General features: G+C 72.6%; 14 protein-coding genes. 5 read left to right on the forward strand and 9 right to left on the reverse strand.

Annotated features, from left to right (window positions below; translation table 11 throughout):
• Positions 1-332 precede the first annotated feature (332 nt).
• The gene (locus A6A29_RS15555; protein ID WP_274535805.1) at positions 333-1,514 is read left to right on the forward strand and encodes an AfsR/SARP family transcriptional regulator; all 1,182 of its coding nucleotides are present in this window, start codon (positions 333-335) and stop codon (positions 1,512-1,514) included.
• A 108-nt stretch (positions 1,515-1,622) separates the two neighbouring features.
• Here the strand turns inward: A6A29_RS15555 and A6A29_RS15560 are convergent, their stop codons facing one another.
• The 4 genes from A6A29_RS15560 to A6A29_RS15575 form a co-directional block, all read right to left on the reverse strand.
• On the reverse strand, positions 1,623-3,191 hold the full coding sequence (locus tag A6A29_RS15560; RefSeq protein ID WP_073720673.1) for an MFS transporter: 1,569 nt from the start codon (positions 3,189-3,191) through the stop codon (positions 1,623-1,625).
• A gap of 400 nt (positions 3,192-3,591) precedes the next feature.
• Entirely contained in the window at positions 3,592-4,740 is a 1,149-nt protein-coding gene (locus tag A6A29_RS15565; RefSeq protein ID WP_079182772.1) for a branched-chain amino acid aminotransferase, read from the reverse strand.
• 26 nt (positions 4,741-4,766) lie between these two features.
• Positions 4,767-5,786, reverse strand: a complete 1,020-nt coding sequence (locus tag A6A29_RS15570; protein WP_073720674.1) for a class I SAM-dependent methyltransferase — start codon at positions 5,784-5,786, stop codon at positions 4,767-4,769.
• Positions 5,787-5,944: 158 nt separating this feature from the next.
• Entirely contained in the window at positions 5,945-14,083 is an 8,139-nt protein-coding gene (locus A6A29_RS15575) for a non-ribosomal peptide synthetase (RefSeq protein WP_073720675.1), read from the reverse strand.
• Positions 14,084-14,406: 323 nt separating this feature from the next.
• Between A6A29_RS15575 and A6A29_RS15580 the strand changes: the two genes are divergently transcribed.
• A complete protein-coding gene (locus A6A29_RS15580; RefSeq protein WP_241838485.1) occupies positions 14,407-15,204 on the forward strand; it encodes a thioesterase II family protein in 798 nt (265 codons plus the stop codon).
• Positions 15,205-15,305: 101 nt separating this feature from the next.
• Here A6A29_RS15580 and A6A29_RS15585 read toward each other — a convergent pair whose 3' ends face one another.
• Positions 15,306-16,394: an LLM class flavin-dependent oxidoreductase gene (locus A6A29_RS15585; protein ID WP_073720702.1), complete on the reverse strand. Its 1,089-nt coding sequence runs from the start codon at positions 16,392-16,394 to the stop codon at positions 15,306-15,308.
• Positions 16,395-16,678: 284 nt separating this feature from the next.
• Positions 16,679-16,918 carry a phosphopantetheine-binding protein gene (locus tag A6A29_RS15590; RefSeq protein ID WP_073720676.1) on the reverse strand — a complete coding sequence of 80 codons (240 nt, stop codon included), beginning with the start codon at positions 16,916-16,918 and terminating at the stop codon, positions 16,679-16,681.
• A 267-nt stretch (positions 16,919-17,185) separates the two neighbouring features.
• On the opposite strand from A6A29_RS15590, the gene A6A29_RS15595 reads away from it, so the two are divergent.
• The 3 genes from A6A29_RS15595 to A6A29_RS15605 are packed head-to-tail and all read left to right on the forward strand — an operon-like array spanning position 17,186 to position 20,424.
• Positions 17,186-18,865, forward strand: coding sequence for a (2,3-dihydroxybenzoyl)adenylate synthase (locus A6A29_RS15595; protein WP_073720677.1), 1,680 nt, complete (start codon positions 17,186-17,188; stop codon positions 18,863-18,865).
• A gap of 3 nt (positions 18,866-18,868) precedes the next feature.
• Positions 18,869-20,248 (forward strand): DegT/DnrJ/EryC1/StrS family aminotransferase, encoded by a 1,380-nt coding sequence (locus A6A29_RS15600; RefSeq protein WP_079182774.1) that lies wholly within the window; start codon positions 18,869-18,871, stop codon positions 20,246-20,248.
• Positions 20,239-20,424, forward strand: a complete 186-nt coding sequence (locus tag A6A29_RS15605; protein ID WP_073720678.1) for a tautomerase family protein — start codon at positions 20,239-20,241, stop codon at positions 20,422-20,424. Before A6A29_RS15600 ends, A6A29_RS15605 begins: the two co-directional genes overlap by 10 nt.
• Positions 20,425-20,565: 141 nt before the next feature.
• Here A6A29_RS15605 and A6A29_RS15610 read toward each other — a convergent pair whose 3' ends face one another.
• From A6A29_RS15610 to A6A29_RS15620, 3 genes are all read right to left on the reverse strand, one after another.
• Positions 20,566-21,900, reverse strand: coding sequence for an enoyl-CoA hydratase/isomerase family protein (locus A6A29_RS15610; protein WP_079182775.1), 1,335 nt, complete (start codon positions 21,898-21,900; stop codon positions 20,566-20,568).
• Between the two features lie 11 nt (positions 21,901-21,911).
• Entirely contained in the window at positions 21,912-22,148 is a 237-nt protein-coding gene (locus A6A29_RS15615; RefSeq protein ID WP_073720679.1) for an MbtH family protein, read from the reverse strand.
• A gap of 101 nt (positions 22,149-22,249) precedes the next feature.
• Positions 22,250-24,209 (reverse strand): alpha/beta fold hydrolase (locus A6A29_RS15620; RefSeq protein ID WP_143196990.1); only part of this gene is annotated, 1,960 nt, incomplete at its 5' end.

Raw genomic sequence — 24,209 nt, forward strand, 5'->3', positions numbered from 1 at the left:
GGGTCGGCGGGACGACGCGGGCGGTCCTGCAAAGTCTTCCCGTCTGGCGTGGCCTTGTAAAGGACGGCCGGTGGCCGCGCTGGCACGGCGCTGACGTACTGACGAACGGGCACCTCGTATTCCCGTCAATTGCCTTATTTTGATTCGGAGTTGGGGTTACCTTGGCCTGCGCAGACGTTTGTCGCCGTCCGTCGCGGTTAGGGCGTCTAGGGTCCCGGCGCGTAGGCGGCCGCACTGTCCGGCGAATGCCCCCGACACGGACCACTCCCGTGCACCTCTGACGAACAGCGCGTCGATCTGCTTCATCCTCTCGACAGGCATTGGGGTAAGTAGTGAAGTTCAGAGTTCTAGGTCCGACCGAGCTGTACGACAACGTCAATCACCGCAGAGCGGCACTCAACAGCAGCAAGCAGCGGACTCTGATGGGTGCGCTGATCGTCAAGTACGGTTCGAGCGTGTCGGCCGAGAAACTGTGCGACGAAGTCTGGGGCGAGCGCAGCCCCAACCGGTCCGCCAATGCCCTCCAGGCCCAGGTCTACCGGCTTCGACGACTGATCGACCGGGTGGAGCGGGACAGCGGCGGGACCCAGCAGCGGCTGATCACCCGTGAGTCGGGCTATGCACTGCGGGCCGAACCCAACCAGATAGACAGCGAGTTGTTCACGCAGATGGTCGACCGTGCCCGTCGTACCGCGGACAGGGGGCCGGACGTCGCGGAGAAGACCTTGCGCGGCGCGCTGCGATTATGGCGCGGTCCGGCGTTGCAGGGCAGCCGGGGGCCGATCTGCTTGGCGGGCGCCGCGGTGTTGGAGGAGAGCCGTTTCAGTGCGCTGGAGTTGCTGTACGACGTCTCGTTGCGGGCGCGCATGCACGATAACATCATCGCGGAGCTGGAGGAGTTGACCGTCTCGCACCCGTTGCGGGAACGCTTCTACGACCAGTTGATGGTGGCGCTGTACCGGTCGGGCCGTCAGGCGCAGGCGCTGGGGGTGTACGAGCGTGCCCGCCGTCATCTCGCCGATGAGTTGGGAATCGCGCCGGTGCCCGCGCTCAACAAGCGGATGCAGCAGATATTGTCGCACGCTCCCGAACTGCTCGATCCCTTCACCGAGGTCACCGCCGACACCGACCGGGCGCAGCAGATCATTGTGTGGGGGCGTCGCACGGCCTCTCCCCCGCCCGGTGCGTCGTCGGCCGCGGTCCCCGTCCCTTCGGGCATACGGCGGCCGGGTACCGGCACGGCGCAGCGTCCGGTGCCGGTACCCGGCGGAGCTCAGGCGGACGGCGCGTGGGCTGCGCCGCTGGACGACGAGGTCAGGCAGCTTCGCTCCGTGGTGGCGAGGCTGACGGCTCAGCAGCAGGCGTTGATGACGACGGTCCGTCGTCTCTCCAGCCGTCTGGACGACACGATCCATGCCGTCGAGCGGCGCAATCCTGCGCGCCCGGCTCCCGGCTACGGGCATCGCGGGCCCCTGGAGCCGCCCCTTCGGGCGGACTTCCCGCCGGCCCCTTGAGCGCTGGGGCGGGCGCGGCCGTCTCCTGAGCGACAGGCACCGTCCCTCGACACACCAAGAGCGGCGCCCGACGGGGCCGCTCTTGGTGTGTCGCTCGGGGCGTGCGCCTCAGGCGGTCTGTCCGCCTGCGGCTTGTGCCGGGGACTGTGCCTCGGCCGCGGCTGCGGCCTGCTTCTGCTCGCGTTCGGCGCGCAGCAGCAGCAGGCCCGCGAACCAGCCGCCCATCAGGACCGCCGCCGCGCCGATCACCTGGCTCAGGGTCAGGGCCTGGGCGAAGGAGTCGCGTACGTCGGCGAGGAGTCGGTCCGAGCCGTGCGCCGCGGCGACCGCCTGCGGGTAGGACTGCCCGGCCCCCTCGCCCAGGCTGCCGGGCAGTGCCTGGGAGAAGCCCGCGGCGAGCACGGCGCCGAGGACTCCGACGCCGAGGCCACTGCCGAGCTCCTGGAGGGTGTTGTTGACGCCGGAACCGGTGCTGGCCCTCTCGCGAGGGATGGAGCTCATCAGTGCGTTGGCCACCAGGGGGCCGGAAACGCCCGCGCCCATGCCCAGCAGGAGCAGGCCCGCCATGAGGACGAGGTAGCCTCCGCTGTCCGGCGCGAGAGCCACGGTCAGCAGTCCGGCGGCTGACCCGCTGACGCCGATCGCCACGCCCTTGCCGACGCCGAACGCCTTGAGCACCCGCGGGCTGATCATGATGCTGCTGATCAGGACGCCGATCGCCATGGGGGTGAGCTGCGCTCCCGCTTCCAGGGGGTTGTAGCCGCGCAGGAACTGCAGGTCCTGGGTCAGCAGGAACAGGGAGCCGGCCATGCCGAACGCGGTGAGGATGCCACCGAGGACCGCGCCCCGGAACTTGGGGTTGGAGAACATCGACATGTCGAGCATCGGGTCGGCGGTGCGCTTCTCCCACCACACGAAGACGATCACGCCGGTCGCGCCGACGAGGCCGGTACCAAGGGTGCGCGGGTCCAGCCATCCGTCGCGCGGCACCGAGATCACGGCCCAGACCAGGGCGACGACGGAGACCGTGGACAGCAGGGCGCCCAGCACGTCGGGACGGGCTCCGCTCGGGTCCTTGGACTCGCGCAACAGGGCGCCCATGGCGATGAGTCCGACGATCACGACGGGCACGTTGATCAGGAAGGTCGAGCCCCACCAGAAGTGGTCCAGGAGGAAGCCTCCGAAGACGGGCCCGAGGGCCATGCCGACGGAGGATACGGCGGCCCAGATGCCGATCGCCCGAGGACGTTCGTCGTCGTCGAAGGTGCGGACGAGCACGGCGAGGGTGCCCGGCATCAGGAACGCGGCGCCGACGCCCATCACCGCGCGGGCCGCGATGAGGACCTCGGGTGTCCCGGCCATGGCGCCCAGCAGGGAGCCCGCGCCGAACACGGCGAGGCCCAGCAGCAGGGCGCGTTTGCGGCCGAGGCGGTCGGAGAGCCCTCCGGCGGTGATCAGCAGCCCGGACAGGACCAGGGTGTAGGCGTTGATCGTCCACTGGATCTGGGCGGTGCTCGCGCCGAGCTGCTCGGTGATGGAGGGGATGGCGACGTTGAGGATCGTGTTGTCGAGGACGATCACGAAGAGGGACGAGCAGAGCACGGCGAGGATCCACCAGCGGCGCGGGTCGCGCTCGGTCTGTGCGGTGCTCTCGGTGGCACTTCGGTCGGTTGACATGGGTAATCTCCTGAGCGGGTGGTCTGATCGGTTGCGATGCTTGCGCAAGTGACCGAAGCTGCCTGTCCGCCCGTGCCTGCTTCCCCGCGCGGCGTCCGAGGACAGTGCACCGCAGGGCGAGGAACGCGTACGCCGCCGACAGGAGTCGGGAATGGGGCGTACGCGAACGGTCCGTACCGTGAGGTGACGGAACCGTGAGGAACGGGAATGCGACGGCGCTACGCGTCGACCGGAAGCCGACACGGGAAGGGCCGTCGTGTTGGAGGGGCAGCGCCCGCAGAATCAGTAGATCATGTCTCAAGCCTTCCACAGAGGGGCGGACGCGGTCAACCGCGCTCCAGCGTGCGCCAATTGGCGCACGCTGGAGCGGGCCCTGCCGGCGGCCGGGTGCGGTGCGCGGTCAGCGCGTCACGAGGTGGCACCAGTGGTGCGGGTCCGGCGCGGTGCCCCGGTGGACGGCGGACAGGGCGTCGGCGAGCGTGGTGGCGACGGGTCCCGTGGAGCCGTCGCCCACCGTCCACTCCCCGTCACCGGCCAGGACTCGGCCGACCGCCGTCACCCGGGCCGCGGTGCCGCAGGCGAACACCTCGGTGATGCGCCCGCTCGCGCAGCTGTCCCTCCACTCCTCGACCGACACCGGGGACTCACGGACCGTGAGCCCCCGGTCCCGGGCCAGACGGATCAGGCTGTCGCGCGTGACGCCTGGCAGGATCGTGCCGGTGAGGGGCGGGGTCACCAGTTCGGCCCGGTCCCCCGTGCCGTGGACGAAGAAGAGGTTCATCCCGCCCAGCTCCTCCACCCAGCGGCGTTCCGCGGCGTCCAGCCACACCACCTGGTCGGCGCCGCGCCGGGTGGCCTCCTCCTGTGCGAGGTAGGCGCCCGCGTAGTTGCCGCCGCACTTCGCCGCACCGGTGCCGCCGGGCACCGCCCGTACGAAGTCCTCGCAGACCGCGACCGTGACGGCCGACCGCGCTGCCCCGAAGAAGTTCCCGGTGGGGAACGCCATCAGCACGAAGCGGTAGCTGAGGCCCGGCCGCAGGGCCAGGTGGGAGTCCGTGGCGAAGGCGACCGGCCGCAGGTAGAGGGCCTGGTCGTCGCCCTCGGGGACCCAGTCCATGTCCTGCCGTACCAGCGCCTGCGCCGCGGCCACGAACAGCTCGGGCGGCAGCGGCGGCATCGCCATCCGGCGCGCCGAGTCGGCCATTCTGCGGGCGTGTTCCCAGGGGCGGAACAGGGCCGCGCGGTCGGGTGCGCGCCGGTATGCCTTGAACCCTTCAAAGACGCTCTGGCCGTAGTGCAGCGCCACCGTGGACGGGCTCACCGCCAGCGGACCGTACGGTTCCAGGATCGCCCCGTGCCAGCCCTCGTCGGCGTTCCAGAACGCACTGACCATGTGGTCGGTGAAGACCTCGCCGAACGGGGGCGGGGTCTGCGGAACAGGCCGCCTGGCGGACGCGGCGCCGGGGCGCAGGGTGAGGGCCGGGTGAGTGGTGGCCCCGTCCCGGGTGACTGTTCCGGGCGTTCCGGCGAGGGTGTGGTGGTGGGGCACGGGGACATCCGTCCTGGGATGAGGTCTCAGCGGTGGGCGAGGAAGAGCCGACCGGTCGGGAAGGCGAGCGTGACGGCCCGTACGTCCGAGAAGCCCGCGCCGCGGAGTTTGTCGAGCCACTCCTCCTCACTGAGCAGCCTGCGGTGCATGAACTCCGCGTGGTAGTACGAGACGGCGGCGCTGAAGCGGCGTTCGCGGGGGTTGCGCAGGAACGGCACGGCGTCGGTGATGGCGAGGAAGCCGCCGGGCGCGAGGGAGTCCCGGCAGTTGGCGAGGACCTTGTCGCAGGTCTCCTCCTCATCGGGGAGCATGTCGTGGAAGACGAATCCCGCGTGGATGACGTTGGCGCCCTCGATGATGCCCGGGTCGGTGGCGACGGACTGGATGGTGCGTTCCACGACGGTCAGCCGGTTGGCGAGGCCCGCGTCCTCGACGGCCTTCTCGGCGGCACGGCAGGCGTCGGCGGCGAAGTCGAGGCCGATGCCGGTTGAGCCGGGGACCGCGCCGAGGACTTCGATGAGCAGGCGGCAGGTGCCCGCGCCGAGGTCGACGACCTTGCCGGGCTTGGCGTCGATGATGGTGTCGAGCGCCGCGGGGTAGAAGGCGTGCGAGCCCATCCACTGCGAGCTGACGGCGACTTCGCGGAAGTCCCGCAGGTGAGTGCGGGCGGCGCTCTCCCAGTCGGTGAAGAACTCTCGGGCGTGCTCGATGAAGGGCCGGTTGGCGTTCATCGTCCAGGAGATGAAGCCGGCCTGGTGGCGCAGGGTGTCGAAGTCCGGGCAGGCCCGGTAGCGGTTGTCGCTCTCGCGGACGGCGAGTCCGGCGGACTCCAGGGCGTCGAGGTAGCGCACCAGGGCGGCTTCGGGGAGGTCCACGGCGGCGGCCGTGCGGGCGGTGTCGAGGGGGTGGTCGGCGTCGAGGTGGGCGAGGACACCGAGGCGGTCGCCCATCTCGAACAGGGCGGCGGCAGCGGCGAGGTCGGGGGCCGGACCGCCGGCGGTGATGCCGTCCTGAAGGTGTTTCTCGGCAACTTCGTGCAGGGCCATGCCGGTCTCCAATTCCCTTACTGGGTGGGGCACTCAACGGGTGCTCCGGATGGTTGTGTCGGACTGTAGGAGGGGGTCATGACGACGGGCTGACGGTGATCTGACGGTCCCGCTCCCCCGGCGCGGTTCGGGGCGGCGGGCGCGCCCTTCGAAAGGGGTCAGCGCCCACGCCAGGCCGCCTCCAGTGCGTCGATGTCGCTCTGTTCGAGGTCGACCAGGGGAAGGTCGGAGGGAGTCCAGCCGCCCGCGTCGGGGGTGTCGGCGTGGGTGACGAGCGCGGTCAGCGTCCGGGTCCACCCCTCCCCCAGGCAGACGACGTCGGGGGTGTCGAGGAGGGCGGCGGGCCAGCTCCACACGGCCCGCAGGCGCGGTCCGTCCGGTGCGTCGAGGGTGACGGCGTTCAGTTCCAGGGCGTGGGCGGCGGGAAAGCCGGGCGCGGCCCCGGCTCCGGCGAGGGCGCCGGTCCCGGGGGCCGCGCTGAACGGTGTGTCGTCGTGGCGGAAGCGCCCGAGGTAGTTGAAGCCGAAGGGCGGGGCGGGCAGGTCCGCGAGGACCGGGGCGGTGCGGTCGTTGAGGTGGCGCAGCAGCCCGTAGCCCGTGCCGTCGCCGGGGACGGCACGCAGTGCTTCCTTGACGCGTTTGACGACGTCGCCCAGGGCGGGTCCCCCGGCAAGCGCCTCGGTGAGGGCGGCTCCGGTGAGTTCGGCCAGGGGCAGCCTGAGGGGGTGCAGGGCGGTGAACCAGCCGACCGCCGAGTCCAGCGGGTGCGCGGGGTCGGCGCTGTCGCGTCCGTGCCCCTCCATGTCGAGGAGGACGTCCGCGGGGTCGTGGCCGCGAGCGCGGGCCCAGTCGGTGAGCGCGAGCCCGAACGCCGTCAGGAGGGGTTCAAGGACGCGGCAGTGGAAGGCCACCGGGACGCGGGTGAGCAGAGCGTGGGTGGTGGTGGCGGGCAGGTCGACGGTGTGGTGGCGCAGGGTGGCGTGGGTGTCGCGGGCGGGGAGCAGGGGGCGGTCGGTGAGGCGCAGGTGGGGGGCGCCCAGGGTGGCAGTCCAGGTGGGGAGTTCCCGGACGCGTACGGGGGTGTGGGCCTGTTCGGCGAGGGCGGCGGCCCAGTGCGCGTAGGCGGCGCGTGGCGGTGGCGGGGCCAGTGGCCGGTCCGCGGCGGCGGCTTCCCAGGCGCGTCGCAGGTCGGGCAGGAGGACGCCCCACGAGACGGCGTCGACGGCAAGGTGATGGATAACCAGGGCGAGGCGCCCCTGGTCCTGTCCCGCGTCGGCCCATACGGCGCGCACCATGTGGCCGCGCTCGGGGTCGAGGGCGGCGCGGGCACGGTCGAGGGCCTGCGTGAGGTCGGCCTCCTCGGCGCCCGGCGGAGCGATCCGTTCCATGCAGTCCGAAGCGTCGAGGGCGCCGGGGGGTCGCGCGCGCAGCCGCAGCCGCTGGGCGGCGGAGTCGTCGGGGGCGCCGGACAGCAGGGTGGTGCGCAGGGCCTCGTGGCTGTCGATGACGTACTGGAGGGCCAGGCGCGGGTGCGTGCCGTCGGGGGACGGCGGCGTCGTGACGACCATGGTCTGGCTGAAGGAGCGTGCGCTGTCGCCCTTGGCGCGCAGCCAGTGGGCCATGGGGGGTGCGGCGAAGGGGTCCGTCACGTCACGTGCGGGGCCGGGCGCGGGCGCGGTGGGGGCGGTCGTGCGGGCACGTTCGGCGAGGGCGCCGGGCGTGCGGTGTTCGAAGACGTGGCGGGTGGTCAGGGTGAGGCCCTTGGCCCGCAGGCGGCTGACGAGTTGGATGGCGAGGACGCTGTCGCCGCCGAGGGCGAAGAAGTCGTCGTCGGGACCGGCCCCGGACAGGCCCAGGATGTCGGCGAAGCCCGCGCACACGGCCGTCTCGGCGCCGGGGCGGGCGGCCCTCGCGGCCGGGGCGGGGGTGAGGTCGGGTGCGGGCAGCGCCGTGCGGTCGAGCTTTCCCTGGGGGGTGACGGGCAGCGCGTCGAGGGCGACGAACGCCGCGGGCACCATGTGCGCGGGCAGGATCGCCCGGACGTGCTGGCGCAGTGCGGACGCGTGTACGTCGCGGCCCTCGTCGGGGACGACATAGGCGACCAGCTTGCGGTCGCCGGGGCGGTCCTCCCGGTCGACGACAGCGCACCGGCGGACGTCGGGGTGGTTGCCGAGTACGGCGGCGATCTCCCCGGGCTCCACCCGGAAGCCGCGGATCTTGACCTGGTCGTCGGCGCGGCCGAGGTGTTCGAGGGTGCCGTCGGCGCGTCGGCGGGCGCGGTCCCCGGTGCGGAAGGCCCGGCTGCCGGGTGGCCCGTAGGGGTCGGCGACGAAGCGCTCCGCGGTGAGCGCGGGCCTGCCCAGGTAGCCGTGCGCGACACCGGGCCCGCCGATGTAGAGCTCCCCCGGTACGCCCACGGGGGCGAGGCGCAGCGAGGCGTCGAGGACCTGGACGCTCAGCCCGGCGACGGGGCTGCCGATGGGTACGCCCGCCCCGGGTTCCAGCGGGGCACTGGTGGTGGCGCACGCGGTGGTCTCGGTGGGGCCGTAGGCGTTCACCATGCGGCGGCCGGTGGACCACTGCGCGGCGAGCGCCGGGGGGCACGCCTCGCCGCCCACGACGAGGGTGCGCAGGTCCGGCAGGGATTCCGGGGGTACGCCGGTGAGTGCGGTGGGCGGGATGAGGGCGTGGGTGACGCGGTGGGCGGCGAGGACGTCGGCGAGCTCTTCCCCGGCGAGCGGCCCGGGGGGCGGTATCACCAGGGTGGCGCCGGTACCCAGGGCCATGAGGGTCTCCATGACGGAGGCGTCGAAGCTGGGTGAGGCGAGCTGGAGGACCCGGCTTTCGGGAGCGAGCCGGAACCGGTCGGCCTGGGCCGAGGCCAGTGTGGGGAGGCCGGTGTGCGGGACCACGACCCCTTTGGGGCGGCCGGTGGAGCCGGAGGTGTGGATGACGTAGGCCGGGTCGGCGGGGTCGATGGGGCGGGCCCGCTCGGAGTCGGTGACGGCGGTGTCGGGGAGGCCGTCGAGGGTGCGCAGGGTGGCGGGGGCGTCGAGGACGACGATGGCCCGGGTAGCGTCGGAGGGAGACGGTGCGGGCGGGGAGTCGGGCAGGTTCACGACGGCGTGCGCGTCCCGCACGTCCGGGGCGTGCGCGGAGACCGTGACGGCAGGGGTGCCGGGAGAGGCCGCGGCGAGGAGGAGGCGGACGCGTTCGGCCGGGTAGGAGGGGTCCACGGGCAGGCAGGCCGCACCGGTCTTGAGGACGGCGAGCCAGGCGAGGGTCATCTCCGTGGAGCGTGGGAGGGCGAGCGGGACGACGGACCCGGCCCGCACGCCGTCCCGCAGGAGCAGCCTGGCCAGCTGGTTCGTCCTGGCATCGAGTTGTCGGTACGTGAACCGGTCCGTGCCGCTGTCGAGCGCCGGGGCGTCGGGTGAGGCGGCGGCGAGCGCCGCGAACAGGGCCGGGAAGTGGGGGTGCACCGTGGGGGTGCCGGGCGGGTTCCAGGCGCCGGTCGCGAGTCGCTTCTCCTCGTCGGTGGCGAGGTCGATCTCCGCGAGGGGGCGTTCGGGGTCGGCCGCCGCTGCTCGCAGGAGGGTGAGCAGGCGTTGCCCGAAGGCGCGCGCCGTGGTGGCGTCGAAGAGGTCGGTGGCGTACTCGACGTCGCCGGTGATGCCTGCCGGTGTGCCGTCCTCGTCGCGCCGCTCCACCAGGTTCACGGTGAGGTCGAACTTCGCGGCGCCCAGGTCCACGGCGTGAGGGGTGGCTTCAATGCCGGGCAGTCGCAGGGTGGGTTCGAAGTCCTGGAAGGACAGGACGACTTGGAAGAGCGGGTGCCGTCCGAGGGAGCGCTGTGGGGCGGCGGCGTCGACCACTCGGTCGAAGGGCACGTCCTGGTGGTCGTAGGCAGCGAGGTCGGTGCGGCGGACCCTGTCCAGGAGCTCGGCGAAGGAGGGCGTGCCCCCGGTGTCGACGCGCAGGGCGAGCGGGTTGACGAAGAACCCCACCACGTCGTCGAGTTCGTCTCCCCTGCGGCCGGTGGTGGGGGTGCCGACGACGACGTCGGTCCCGGCGCCACTCGCGGTCAGGAGCGCGGCGAGCGCTGCGTGCAGCACCATGAACACGGAGGCGCGGCACGCACGGGCGGTGCGGGCCAGTAGGGCGTGGAGTCCGGCGTCGATGCTCAGGGGGATGCTGCCGCCGCGCAGGCTGGGGACGGTGGGGCGGAGCCGGTCGGTGGGCAGCGGCAGTTGTTCGGGGGCGCCGTCCAGGGTGCGCCGCCAGAAGTCGAGGTCCGCCCGCGCGGGGGGCCGCTCACGCTCGCGCTGGGCGTGCAGGGCCTGGCGGGGCGCGGGGTACGGCCAGTGCGGTTCCCGCAAGGTGCGCCGGGCCGCGTAGGCGTGGGCGAGGTCGTCGAGCAGCGGAGTGAGGGACCAGCCGTCGCCGGCGATGTGGTGCAGGACCAGGAGCAGCGTGTGCCGCGCGCGGCCGTCGGCGGACGGCGGCAGCGTCATCAGCGTGGCGCGGAGGGGGAGTTCACGGTCGAGGGCGAAGGGGGCGCGGGCCAGGGAGGTCAGGTCCCGCGCCAGGTCCGCGTCCGTGCTGTGCTGTCGGCCGAGGGCGAGCCTGTCGGCCGCCGAGGGGGTCTGGATCTCCTGCACCGGTTCGCCGTCGGAGACCGAGTCCGGTCCGGAGCCGGGATAGCGGGTGCGCAGGATCTCGTGACGGCGTACCAGGTCGCGCAGGGCCGTGTGCAGCGCTTGGACGTCGAGCGGGCCGGTGAGGGTGAGGGCGCAGGGCAGGTTGTATGTGGGACCGGGGCCCTGAAGCCGGTGGAGGGCCCACATCCGGCGCTGGGCGCTCGTCAGCGCGACACCCCTACGGGGGCCGTCCGGGGGGACGGGGCCGACGGGCGTCCCGGCGGGTCCGGCAGCCTGGCTCGGGGGCACATCTGTGATGGGCGTGGTGGGCCCGTGCGCGGCGTCCTGCCGTACGAGCTCGGCGAGAGCGGACGGGGTAGGTGCGTCGAACACCGCACCGACGCCCAGTTCCGTCCCGAGAGTGTCGCGGATGCGGCCCACCAGGCGGGTGGCGAGCAGCGAGTGTCCGCCGAGGGCGAAGAAGTCGTCGTCGGCGCCGACGGGGGCGCTCGTGCCCAGGACCTTCTCGAAGAGCTCGCACAGCAGGGTCTGGGTGCGTCCGGAGGGAGCCCGGGTGGTGCCGCTCGCAGTGGGTGCGGGCAGGGCGTCCCGGTCCAGCTTGCCGTTCGCGGTCAACGGCAGTTCGGCAAGCACGACGAAGGCGCCGGGCACCGACTGGGGCGGCAGCCGCCGTGCGAGGTGGGCGCGCAGGTCCGCCGGGGCAGGCGCGTGCCCGGCGCGGGGCACGACGTATCCGACAAGGCGCTGGTCGTCGCCGCTCCCGCGTACGACGCACGCGGCGGCGGCGACCGAGGGGAGGCGCGTCAGCTCCCCCTCCGTCTCCGCGGGCTCGACGCGGAAGCCGCGCAACTGGACCTGTCCGTCGGCGCGCCCCAGGTGGGCGAGGCCGCCGTCCTCGGTCCACCGCGCCAGGTCCCCGGTGCGGTACATGCGGCTGCCGGGCGGCCCGAAGGGGTCGGCGACGAAGCGGTGCGAGGTCAGGGCGGGACGCCCGGCGTATCCGTGGGCGAGGCCCGCGCCGGACACGTACAGCTCGCCGCTCGTGCCGGGGACCGAGGGGCGCAGGGCGCTGTCGAGCAAGTGGAGCCGCAGGTCGGGCAGCGGTTCGCCGATGGGGCTGCCGGTGGCGGTCGAGGCGAGGTGCTCGGTCAGCGGCAGGTGCGTGACGTGGACCGTGGTCTCGGTGATGCCGTACATGTTGACGATCAGCGGGCTGTCGTCGCGGTGGCGGGCGTACCAGTCGCGCAGGATCGCCGGGTCGAGCGCCTCGCCGCCCAGTACGACGCGGCGCAGGCTCAACCGGGCTCCGGGGTACGGGCGTTCGGCGTCGGTGCGGATCAACTGCCGGAACGCGGAGGGAGTCTGGTTGAGGACGGTGACCCGCTCGCGCTCCAGCAGGCGCAGCAGCAGGGATGGGGTGCGGACCGTGTCGTGCGGGACGACCACGAGTCGGCCGCCGTGCAGGAGCGGACCCCATATCTCCCAGACGGAGAAGTCGAAGGCGTAGGAGTGCAGCAGGGTCCACACGTCGTCGGGTCCGAAGCCCAGCACGGGGCGCGCTGCCTCGAACAGGCGCAGCACGTTGCGGTGCGGGATCAGCACGCCCTTGGGACGCCCGGTGGAGCCCGAGGTGTGGATGACGTACGCGATGTCGTCCCCGGCCGGGGCGCGGCCCGGTCCGCCGCGCTCAGCGTCGCTCAGCGGTGTGTCCGCCACGGTCCGCAACTCCTCCGCGTGGCGTGGGTCGTCGAGGACGAGTCGGGGCGGACCGTCGGGCAGGTAGCCGGGGGCGCTCGTCGCGGTATCGGTGACCAGCAGGACGGGGCGGGCTTCCTCGCAGGTCAGGGCGAGGCGGGCGGCCGGGTAGCCGGGGTCGAGCGGGAGGTATCCCGCTCCCGTCTTGAGTACCGCGAGCAGCGCCACCGGCAGGATGGCTCCGCGCGGCAGGGCGAGCGCGACGAGCCGTCCGGGCCCGGCGCCACGGGCCAGCAGCAGACGGGCCAACCTGTCGGCTCGGCGGTCGAGTTCGGCGTAGCTGAGTTCTCCGTCCTCCGCGGTGACCGCGATTCGGGTGGGGGTGCGCGCGGCTTGGCGTGCGAAGAGGGCGGGCAGCGAGTCGGGCTGCGGGGGCGAGTCGTCGGGGAGGATGTCGGTGGTCGTGGGCGGGCGTTCCGGGTCGCGCGCGGCGGCGGTCAGTGAGGTGATGTCACCGCCATCGGGGCGTCCGGTGTCCCTACGCGAGGACGCCGTGCGGTGCGCCCGGCGCTCGGCGGCGGTGCGTACGTCGAGGTGAGCGAGTGAGCGGCCTGGGTCCTGCGCGAAAGTTGTCAGCAGGTCGGTGAAGCGCTCGCGGTGCCGGTCGAGCGTCGCCTGGTCGTAGCGTGCGGGGTCGGCGTCCACATCGATCGGCAGGGCGCCGGAACCGGCGTCGTAGCAGGTGAACTTGAGGTCTTCGACCGGACCGTTGGAGAGGAACCGCAGCCGTGCTGCAGCCCCGTCGAAGCGGTCGCCTGGGGCGCGCATGATGTTGAGGGTCGGTCCGTGCAGTGGTCGGCGTCCGCCGGCGGCGGCCAGGTCGCGGGCCAGGTCCTCGCGGGGGTAGCGCTGGTGGCGCAGGGCGTCGCGCAGGACGCGGGCCGCCTGTCCCACCAGGTCACCGACGAGGGTGCCGGGGCGCACGGTGAGCCGCAGCGGCACCACGTTGGCGGTCATCGCCGGGGTGCGGCGGGCGGCGGGGGTGAGCCGGGCGTGGACCGCGAGGCCCAGCACGATGTCGGTGGCTCCGCTCACCCGGTGCACCAGTGCGGCGAGCGCGGCCACCAGGGCGGCGGGCCGTCCGCTGCCGTGCCGTGCCGCCAGGAGTTCCAGGGCGTCGGCCGGGCCCGCGGGCAGGAGGCCCTGGGCGCGCAGGAAGGAGCGGGAGCCGGGGGTGGGCGGGCCCGCGAGGGAGGCCGGTTCGGGCCGTTCGCGCATGGCCCGCTGCCAGTGGGCGCGGTCGGCTGCGTACCGCGGTGATGCGCGGTACGCCTCCTCCTCCTGCCACAGCCGGGCCAGCGGGGCGGCCGGGTTCTCCGGCACGGGCGCGCCGGTGCGCAGCGCGGTGTGCGCGGCCTCGGCGCGCCGCTGGAACAGCCACAGGCCCATACCGTCGAGCAGGAGGTGGTGAGCGCGGTAGTACCAGAGGTGGCGCTCGTCCTCGACCTGGAAGAGCGCCTGCGCGGCCAGCGGCCCGGTCAGGGGGTCCGTCGGCGCGGCGAGGTCGTCCCGCATCCAGCGCAGGGCAGCGGCCTCGTCCGTCGGGCCGTCGGGCCGGTACAGGGCGGGGCGGAGCGTGGGGTCGAGGTACTGGCGAGGGCCTTCGTCCGCGCCGGGTGCCGGGGAGCGGTCCCCCACCTGCGTCGGCGTGAGGCCGGCTCCTGTGTGCTCGACGAAGGCCAGGCGGAGGGCGTCGGTGTCCTCGCTCGCCCGGTGGATCGCGGTGGCCAGGGTGTTCGTGTCGAGCGGGCCGCGCAGTTCCAGGTACGCGGCACCGCTGTGCAGCGGGTTGTCCGGGTCCAGGCGTTGTGCGTACCAGATGCCGCGCTGGGCGGCACCGAGCGGGGACGGCCTGGTTGTGCTCTCTGATTCCTCGAACACCGGGAGGAGCCCCCTGGGTCGGCGACAACGGGACAGGGCGCGCCGAAGGGTGCGCACGGCTCGGTGCCGTGGTGCCCGAACGGCGTCCTGTGGGCCATCGTCGCGGTGTGCTCTGACGGGTGACTGATGCTGCTCTGACGCGCGGAGCACGTGCACGGGGAGGGCGCCGGGGCCGTCAGAGGCATGTCACCGGCGCGTCAGAGCCGCTGCGCACACTGGTGGAGCGGGCCGGGGGCCCGCGACCGTCGTTCCCGGTCCTGGTGCCGGGTGAAGGCCGAAGGACGGGTCGAGGGGCCCGCGGGCCGAGAAGGAATGAGGACGACGTGACGTCATGGTCCGGTACGGCGAAGGGGGCCGTGTTCCCGGCGCGCCCGGTGGCCCACCCGCGCGCCCGGCTCTTCTTGTTACACCACGCGGGCGGCTCGCACCAGGTGTTCCGCGACTGGGACCGTCATCTGCCGGGGGACTGGGAGGTGTGCCTCACGGACGCGCCGGGGCGCGGCATGCTCGCGGACCAGGCTCCGGTGGCCGATGTGCACACGCTGGTACGGCACTTCATGGACGAATTGCTGCTATGGCTGGACCGGCCCTTCGCCTTCTTCGGCCACAGCATGGGCGCCCTGGTGGCGCACGAGCTGACGCTCGCGCTGCGAGAGGCCCGGTTGCCGCTGCCGGTGTGGGTGGGCGTCTCGGCACGCGGATGCCCCCGCGCGGTGCGCGAACGCCCCACCACCCTGCACACCTTGTCGTCCGCGCTGTTGCGCGAGGAGCTGAAGCGGATGGGTGGGACGCCCGAACACATCCTGGACGACCCCGAGTTGTGGGCGTTGCTGGAACCGGTGATCCGGGCGGACTTCTCCGTCGTGGAGAACTGGCGACCCGCCGCCGGCCGCGCACTGGAGCTCCCGGTGCCATTTAGCGTGTACGGGGCCACAGCGGACCCATGGGCTTCGCCTGCCGAGCTGGCCGGGTGGTCGGAGTACGGCGACCGGTTCCAGGGGTGCCGCCTCTTCGAGGGCGGCCACTTCTACTTCGTTTCCAGGGGGCCGGAGATCCCCGTGCTGGTGCGCGAGGAGGTACAGGCCGCGCTGAACGGTGTTCCCTCGCGGTCCTCGCGCTGACCCCCCGCCCAGGTGACTGACGACGGGGCGCGGGTGTCTGCCCGGCCGGGTCCGGTGGGACGGGCGCGCGTGCGACCCACCGGGCCCGGGTGGTCAGCCTGTCAGCGGGCCGCTGCGAGCGGCGTCCGCTGGTCCCGGAAGGCGGGCATCACCTTGTCGGCGAACAGTCGTACGGCGGCGAGGGCCTTGTCCCGCTCCAGTCCTCCGGGGCTGAACTGGAGGCTGAGGTCGATGTCGGATCCCAGCGCCTCGCGCACCGCCCCGATCTGCTCGCGGACGGCGTTCGCGTCACCCGCCAGCACCTTGTGCGCCGCGAGGGCCGTGTCGAAGTCGTACGCCGCCGCCTTCTCGGCGAACTTCTCGTAGCCCGGGTAGTCCGCACCGGCCCCGTTCGCGAGAGGGGCCACCGCTCCCGCCATGTGGTCCACGTACGACTGCTCCCACTGCCGGGCCGAGTCGAGCGCGTCCTTGTGGCGGGGGGCCAGGTAACAGGTGTACTTGACCTGGATGCGGTAGCCGCCGGGCGTGTGTCCGGCCCGCGCCCACGCCTCGCGGTAGGCGGCCAGCATGGCTTGGAGCTGTTCGGCGCTGGTGACGGACGGAACGACCTGGAGGTGGTGCCCCTCGGCCCCGGCGGCGGCACACGACTCGGCACTGGTGGCGGAGGCCACGAAGATCGGCGGGTGCGGGCGCTGGTACGGCCGGGGCAGGAGGGTGACCGGTCCGAACTGGTGGAACTTCCCCTGCCACACCAGGTCTTCGGTGGTCCACAGCTGACGGCACGCCTCGATGCCTTCGGCGAACCGGGCCCGGCTCTCGTCCATCGGCACGCCGAAGGCGGCGAACTCGGTGGGCAGGAAGCCGCGGCCGAAGCCCACGTCGAGCCTGCCGTGTGAGAGGTGGTCGAGCATGGCCAGTTTCCCGGCGAGCTTGAGCGGGTGGGTGAAGGCGGGGATGACGGCGCCGGTGATGATGCGTACGTGCCGGGTGCGGGCCGCCAGCGCGGTCAGCAGGGTGACCGGGTCGGGGCAGTAGCCGCCGTAGGGCGAGAGGTAGTGCTCGACGGTCTGCACGTGTTCGTAGCCAAGATTGTCGGCCAACTCCGACAGCTCGCCCGCCAGGTCGTAGCACTCCGTGGCGCTCCTGATCTCCGGGTCGACCACGGGAAAGAAGTTCACGCCGAATTTCATCGTGCCCACCTCAGCCTTCCGCTCCGCGCGCTCTCGCGCACGCTCGTCCTCATTGGGACACATGCCAGGGGTTCCAATGCGAAGCCCATTTCGGAAGTCCACATCTAGAACCTCGGGCCCTTCGAGGGCAATTGGCGGGCGGCAGTCGTCAGCGCGACGTCAGCCGTCCATGGGACATCCGGGCCGAAGTGTCAGCACTTCGTCAGCGGAATACCAGAACAATTGCCAGGGCGAGAGCGCGGCCCGTACAGTTCTGGGCGGTGCACGGAGTCGGGGACGGGGCTTCAGCCCTTCGACAGGAGAAGCCACCACTCCCCGAGCGTCGGCGAGTCGAGGAACTCACGGGAGTGCCGGTCGAGTCCGGCCCGTCGCCATGAGCCGATCAGCGACTGTGCGGTGACGGAGTCGAGCCCCACCTCGAACAGACTGTCCTCCCTGCCAATCTCGGCCGGACTCAGCCCGACCCGTCCGGCCACCGTGGCGCGGAGTTCTTCGAAAGTCTGAGGAACCGAATTGTCAGCCATGCACGGCACGATAGCAGAGCAAGAGAAGAGCGAATAGGACTACCCATTCCGGTGAAGTCCGGTGTTTTGTATCCTCCCTGTTCTTCGGACCGCCCAACTCGCTTTTCCCGCAAGGGAGCCGCAACAAAACAGAAGCGCATAGTGGAGAGCGACAGGTCACAGCACGAGGAAACTCCCGGGACTTGACAAAGGCTTGGAGAGTCGCAGTCACAAAGGAAGGGTCCGGCCCGGCCGGGCGTCGGGACACACCAGATCGAAGGAGCCGCTGTGCTTGAGGGATGCGTCGACTGGCCCGCGGAGACGGCCGAGAGGTACCGCGAATCCGGCCTCTGGGCGGGACACACGCTGGGGGACGAGCTGCGGCGGTGGGCCGCCGCGTATCAGGACAGGACCGCCGTGGTCGGCGCCCGGCACCGGCTTTCCTACGGCGGGCTCGACGCGTGGGTGGACCGCGTCGTGGACGGGCTGCGGGCGCGCGGTATCGGCCACGGTGACCGGGTCGTCGTCCAACTGCCCAACGTGACCGAGTTCGTGGTGCTGAGCTTCGCGCTCTACCGGCTCGGCGCGCTGCCCGTCCACGCACTGCCCGCGCACCGTTCCAGCGAGATCACCCATCTGTGCGCGCATGCGGAGGCGGTCGCCTATGTGGTGCCGGACCAACTGCGCGGCTTCGACTACCGGGACCTGGCCCGGCAGGTGTGCGACGACGTGCCCACCCTGCGCGAGGTGTTCGTAGTGGGCGAACCCGGCCCGTACACCTCGTTCGACGCACTGTCCGAGCCGGTCGCGCCGCAGCAGGCGGGCCCCGGTGCGGGCGGCGGGGACCAGATGGAGACCGCGCCCGCACACCGGGAGGGGCTGGTGTCCCCCGGGACGCCGGACGCCTCGGACGCCGCGTTCTTCCTGCTGTCCGGCGGCACCACGGCGCTGCCCAAGCTCATTCCTCGGACCCACGACGACTACCTGTACCAGGTGCGGGCCGCCTCCGAGATCTGCGCGGTGGACGAGGCATGCGTCTATCTGGCGGTGCTGCCGCTGCCGTTCAACTTTACCTGGGGCTGTCCCGGGGTGCTGGGCGTGCTCGCGGCGGGCGGAACCGTCGTGCTGGCGCCCGGAACGGGCCCCGAGGAGTGCTTCGAGCTGATCGAGCAGGAGGGTGTCACCCTCACCTCCGTGGTGCCGACCGTCGCCCATCTGTGGCTGGAGGGACTGGAGTGGGTGGAGCGTGACCTCAGCACGCTGCGCACCCTGCAGATCGGCAGTGCCAAGCTGCACCCCGAGGTGGCACGGCGCATCGAGCCCGCCTTCGGCTGCACGCTCCAGCAGGTCTTCGGGATGGCGGAGGGCCTGCTCTGCCTGACGCGGAGCACGGACGAGCCTGACACCGTCCTCACCACCCAGGGCCGTCCGATCTCACCGCAGGACGAACTGCGGGTGGTCGACACCGGGGACCGGCCCGTGCCGCCCGGCGTCACGGGCGAACTGCTGACCCGGGGCCCGTACACGCTGCGCGGCTACTACCGCGCCCCCGACCACAACGCCACCGCCTTCGACGCGGACGGCTTCTACCGCACGGGCGACCTGGTGCGGCTCACCGAGGCTGGGGGCGTGGTCGTCGAGGGGCGGGCCAAGGACGTCATCATCCGTGGCGGCGACAAGGTCTCCGCCACGGAGGTCGAACGCCACGTCGGCGCCCACGAACGGGTGCAGCAGGCCGCCGTGGTGGCGGTGCCGGACCCGGTCCTGGGCGAACGGGTCTGTGTCTGCGTGATACCGGACGGCGCGCCACCGGCGCTCGGCGAGCTCAAGGCGTTCCTCACCCGACGCGGTGTCGCCGACTTCAAGCTGCCCGAACGGCTCGTGCTGGTGGACGCCTTCCCACTGACAGGCCTGGGAAAGATCGACAAGAAGAAGCTGCGCACCCGTGCCGTCGAGTCGGGGGGCTGAGCCATGTCCGTACCGCGTCCGGACGCCTGTCCGCAGCCCTCCGTACCGCCGCACACGCCCGGCGAGCAGCCTCCGCCGGCGCAGCCTGCCGCGCGGACCGGTCCGCAACGCTTCGGCGTACGACCCCGGTACGCGGTGCCCGCCGCCGGCCGGGGCAGTGTGCTGGGGCAGGAGGAGGCCGACGCACTGGCCGAGCTGGTCGCCTCCGAAGCGTCCTTGTCCTCGGGCGAGCACCGGCGCCGCTTCGAGAGAAGCTTCGCCGACTACACCGGTTCCCGGCACGCCCTGTCGGTGACGAGCGGCACGGTGGCACTGGAGATGGCGGTGCACCTGCTCGACCTCGCCGAGGGCGACGAGGTGGTGGCCACTCCGCAGACGTACCAGGCCACCGTGCAGCCGCTGTTGGCCTCCCCCGCGCGGGTGCGGTTCTGCGACATCGACCCGGACTCCCTCAACGTGGACACGCGGCGACTGGAGGAGCTGATCACCGACCGGACGCGGGCCATCGTGCTGGTGCACTACGGGGGCTGGCCCGCGGACATGGAGCGGATCGTCGCGCTGACGCGTGAGCGCGGCATCACCGTCGTCGAGGACTGCGCCCACGCGCTCGGCAGCGCGTACCGGGGACGCAGGCCCGGCGCTCTGGGTGACGTGGGCTGCTTCAGCTTCCACTCCTCGAAGAACATCACATCCCTCGGCGAGGGCGGGATGATCACCTTCGGCCGTGACGACTGGGCGGACCGGGTGGAGCGGCTGCGGTCCAACGAGGCCGACGGCCACTACACCGCGCTGCCCGAACCGGGCTACGGAGCACCCGACTTGCTGCCGTGGATGAAGTACTCGTCGTCGGTCTACCGGATGGCCTGCGACGGTGTGCGGCGGCCCGGCACCAACGCCACCTTGTCGGAGGCCGCCTGTGCGGTAGGGCTGGTCCAGTTGGGCCGGCTCGAGGAACTGGTGGCGCGGCGCCGTGCCATCGCCTCCCGGCTCGACCAGGTCCTCGAGCGCTACCCGCAGTGCCGCACACAGCGGCCGGGGCCGGAGGTCCAGCACGCGTACCACCTGTACACGTTCTTCGTCGATTCCGCTCCCGGTCTGCGCGAGAAGCTGGTGCGGGGCCTGGACGAGCGTGGCGTGGAGATCGAACTGCGCTACTTCCCCATGCACTTGCTGCCCGAGTGGAAGGCCCGGGGCCACCTCGCGGGCGAATGCCCGGTGGCGGAGCGCCTGTGGTTCGAGGAACACGTGAACCTGCCCTGTCATCCGGGGCTCACCGACTCCCAGGTGGACCACCTGGTGCAGGCGCTGGACGACGCGCTCGCCTCGGTCACGGGGCGTACGGGTCGCCGCACACCGCGAGGAAGGGACGACGCATGCCACTGATCGACGTCAAGATGTACAAGGGCAGGCTCACGCCGGAGAACGAGGGCGAGTTGATCGCCGCGCTGACCGACGCGGTCGGGCAGGTGCTCGGCGACAAGGCGCGGGAGCAGACCTGGGTGGTGCTCCAGGAGGTGCCACCGGCGCACTGGGGCATCGGCGGCACTCCGGGGGCGTGACAGCGGACGCCCCGCACCGCCATCGGGCACAGCGCAGCGGGGCGGCGGGAACCCTCCGGTTCCCGCCGCCCCGCTGCGTGACCCGCCGCGGCCGGCGCACACCTCCTCAGTGGACGGCGTACGGGCCCGGCCGCGGCTCTCTCAACGGCCCCAGTTGCGGTCCAGGTTGTCGGCCACGGCCTGGCTGTGGGCGCAATAGCTCTGATCCCGTGCGTAGTTGGCCATGTAGCGGCGGAAGGTGTCCTGCGGTTCTCCCGCGATGCGCATAGACCTGCGGTTGGCCAGGACGCTGGAGAGGCCGGTGGCGCGCAGCCCCTCGACCGCCCGGTCCACCGCGCCACCCAGAGCAGCCCCCGGTACCACCTCGGAGACGATCATGCGGCCCTCGGGGCTGTCGACCGGCAGGTCGCGGCTGAAGAAGACCGCCTGGCGGGCGACGCCCTCGCCGACGAACCGTGGCAGCCGCATCACGCCGCAGCCGGGGATGATGCCCTCGCGCCCGGCGGGCAGGTTGACGTACGCCCCCTCCTCAGCGAGGACGTGGTCCGCGACCAGCAGGAACTGACAGCCACCGCCGATGGCGAAGGCATCCACGGCCGCGATCCAGGGCTTCTCCCGTACGCTGCGGGGCTCCGCCTCGCCGGTGTAGTGGGGACCGGAGTGGCCCCGGTACATCTTGTTCACGGCGCCCAGCTCCCGGTCGAGGAAGAACTCGACGAGGGAGATGCGGCCCTGGCGCAGGTGGGTGAGGTTGATGCCCGCGCCGAACACCCGGCGGCCCGCCCACTTGGGGTGGGTGGCAGGCGCGCCCCGCAGGACGCCGACGTCGATGCGGTCGTCGAGGAGCACCAGGTCGACGGCGACCTCCAGCGCCTGATTGGAGGCGTCGTCTTCGGCGTTGAGGCAGCCGTGGTTCTGGAAGACGACGTGTCCGACGCCCTTCTCGTGGTGCACTGCGATCGGTCCCAGGTCGATGGTGTCCCGTCGGCGGAACTCGTCGAGCAGGTCCAGGGCGCGCGGGCGGGGCCGGGCCATGGCGTGCAGCAGATGGCGTCCGCAGACAGGGTCGTCGAGGACGTGGGCGATGAAGATGCCCTGGTCGATCTCCCAACCTTCCTTCGCGCGTTGGGGGCGTTCGCGGTCGGCGGCCAGGTCCGGCGCGCCGGGGACCAGGCCGGGATGGTGCAGGGCGGCGGCGGCCAGCAGCTCGGCGACCCGTGGGGTCGCCCGCAGATCGTCCGTCAACGAGGCGTAGATCTCGCGGACGTGCTGGCGCAGGAAGTCCTCGCGGGCGGCACGGCCGCGCGCGAACAGCTCCTGTACGGACCGCTCCTGGGCGGGCGACCTGGCGCTCTTCTCAGGGAGCCGCGCGAGGATGCGGCGCACCGCGTCGAAGTGCGCCGTGCCGTGTCTGGGGACGTCACGGTCGGCGGCGCGGGGCTGCGCGCGGCGGACGGTGTCGGGTGCCGGTGCCATGGGACCGCCGTTCAGTGTGCCTGGTCTGCGGGGGGCTGGTGGCCGTCCATCCGGGCGGCGAGGCTCCTGGGCCGCATGTCGGTCCAGGTCTTCTCGATCCAGTCGAGGCAGGTCTGCCGGTCGTCCTCGGGGTGGGCCACGCTCCAGCCCGCGGGCACGTCGGCGAAGACGGGCCACAGGGAGTGCTGCCCCTCGTCGTTGACGAGGACGAGGAAGCGGCCCTCGGGGTCTTCGAACGGGTTGGACATTGGTCGGGCTCCTTCGTGAGAGGGCGGGGAAGGCTGGATCAACTGCTGATGTGGTCGGGGGACGCGCGCGGGCCGGGGCGGGGCCGGCGTGCGGTGGGCCGTCAGGGTCGGCCGTCGAGGTGCTCGGTGAGGACGGCGGCAATGCGCGCGATGTGCTCGGGCGCGACCATCTCCGCGTGTCCGCACGGCAGCGGATGAATCGTGAGTTCGCCGCGCGTGTAGCGCTGCCAGCGCTCCGCCGGGGGTGCGCCGTCCAGGCCGCCCCGGGTGGCGGCGAAGAAGATGAGGTCGCTGCGGACCGCGCCCAGCGGCCGGTCGAACATCATGCGGCTGCAGTGCACGAAGACGTCGGTGAACGCCTCGACACGGTCCTCGTCCATCAGCTGAGCCAACGCGGTGCCGCCTTCCTTGAGCAGGGCGACCACCTCGGAACGTTCGGGGTCACGGCCCGCCGCGCGGGCGGGGTCCACGCCCGCTTCGGTGAGCAGCACCTCGTAGATGCCGCGCGTCATGGCGGCTTCCTGCTGGGCGCTGTCGTCGCCTGGGCGTTCGATGTCGGGATATGCGTCGAGCAGGGCGACGGTGGCGACCCGCTCCCCCTCGCTCTCCAGGGTGTGTGCGACCGCGTGGGCGAGCAGGCCGCCCAGCGACCAGCCGAGCAGGTGGTAGGGGCCGTCCGGCTGGATCTGGCGGATGCGGTGCGCGTAATCGGCGGCCAGGGCGGCGATGGTGTCGGGGGTGGTGCCGCGTTCGGTGAGGCCGGGTGCCTGGATGCCGTAGACGGGCCTGCGGGGGTCGAGGTGGCGCAGCAGTCCGGAGTAGACCCAGCTGATGCCGCCCGCCGGGTGAAGGCAGAACAGGGGGGCCCGGTCCCCGCCCCGGCGCAACGGCAGCATCACGTCGAAGGCGTCGGACCCGTCGGACACACCGAGCCGTTCGGCGAGTCCCGCCACGGTCGGCGTCTCGAACAGGGCGCGGACGGCGAGTTCGGTGCCGAGGGCGGCGCGGACCCGGGTGATGAGCCGGGCCGCGAGCAGGGAGTGGCCGCCGAGGGCGAAGAAGTCGTCGTCGATGGTGACGGATGCCTGGCCCAGGACGTCGGCGAAGAGGCGGCAGAGCACTTCTTCCTGCGGGGAGCGCGGCGCCCGGCCCTGTTCGGTGGAGCGCAGTCCGGGGTCGGGCAGGGCGCGCTGGTCGACCTTGCCGTTCGCGGTGAGGGGCAGCCGGTCCAGGACGGTGAAGAACGCCGGGACCATGTAGTCGGGGTGGCGTTCGGTGAGGTGGGCGCGTACGCGGGCGACGAGTTGCGCGTGTTCGTCACTGCGGCTCGGCTCTCCCGCGTGGGCCCACAGCCGGAGCGCGGCGGCCTCCGCCGGGGCACGGTAGCGGCCCAGCGGGGCGCCGGCGGGGGCTGTCCCGGCGGGCCGCAGTTCGACGTCGTACTCGCCCGGTTCGCCCGGGGTGGGCGTCAGGGCGGCGACGAGGCCGAGCTTCTCGGCCGCGCGGTGGAAGTCCTCCGGGTCGGGGACACGGGCGGGCAGCGGAGCGCGTAGTCGGCGGAGCACGGCCTCGGGGTCGCTGCCGTTATCGAGGGCGGTGGCGGCGGCGAGGGGGGCCGCCACGCGGGCGTCGGGGACGCGCACGATCCGCAGGGTGCGGCCCTGTGCGTCGTCGAGGTGGTCCGCCAGTCGGCCGGGGTCGGTGAGGTCCCGGCCCCAGCGGAGCTGGGTGGACGGCAGGTCGTCGGTGGCGCGCGCGGGGTCGGTGTGCAGAACGGCGTCGTAGCGGAAGGAGCTGAGTTCGTTGTGGTGGACGGCGCGCTTGAGCCCGATGTCGACGGCGGTGATGCCGGGTACCTCGGCGGGCAGTGCGGCGAGGAAGTCGGGTGAGAGCAGGAGTTCGTTCTCCAGCATCACCTGGCGTTCCACGGCGGTGCGCAGGTCGGCCAGGCCGCTGGTGTCGTCGGCGTCGTGGAGCGCGACGGCGGCGGCGAAGGTACGCCGGTGGCGCAGGTCGCGGATGTCGCCGAGGAAGATCCGCCCGCCCGGCCGCAACCACCGC

The sequence above is a fragment of the Streptomyces sp. TSRI0281 genome (assembly GCF_001905125.1).
In the GTDB taxonomy this organism is placed as follows: domain Bacteria; phylum Actinomycetota; class Actinomycetes; order Streptomycetales; family Streptomycetaceae; genus Streptomyces.

Coding starts and splice junctions, on each gene's coding strand:
- A6A29_RS15560 (WP_073720673.1), bottom strand. CDS start 3,191: ATGTCAACCGACCGAAGTGCCACCGAGAGCACCGCACAGACCGAGCGC.
- A6A29_RS15610 (WP_079182775.1), bottom strand. CDS start 21,900: ATGGCACCGGCACCCGACACCGTCCGCCGCGCGCAGCCCCGCGCCGCC.
- A6A29_RS15590 (WP_073720676.1), bottom strand. CDS start 16,918: ATGGCTGACAATTCGGTTCCTCAGACTTTCGAAGAACTCCGCGCCACG.
- A6A29_RS15600 (WP_079182774.1), top strand. CDS start 18,869: ATGTCCGTACCGCGTCCGGACGCCTGTCCGCAGCCCTCCGTACCGCCG.
- A6A29_RS15585 (WP_073720702.1), bottom strand. CDS start 16,394: ATGAAATTCGGCGTGAACTTCTTTCCCGTGGTCGACCCGGAGATCAGG.
- A6A29_RS15615 (WP_073720679.1), bottom strand. CDS start 22,148: ATGTCCAACCCGTTCGAAGACCCCGAGGGCCGCTTCCTCGTCCTCGTC.
- A6A29_RS15570 (WP_073720674.1), bottom strand. CDS start 5,786: ATGGCCCTGCACGAAGTTGCCGAGAAACACCTTCAGGACGGCATCACC.
- A6A29_RS15605 (WP_073720678.1), top strand. CDS start 20,239: ATGCCACTGATCGACGTCAAGATGTACAAGGGCAGGCTCACGCCGGAG.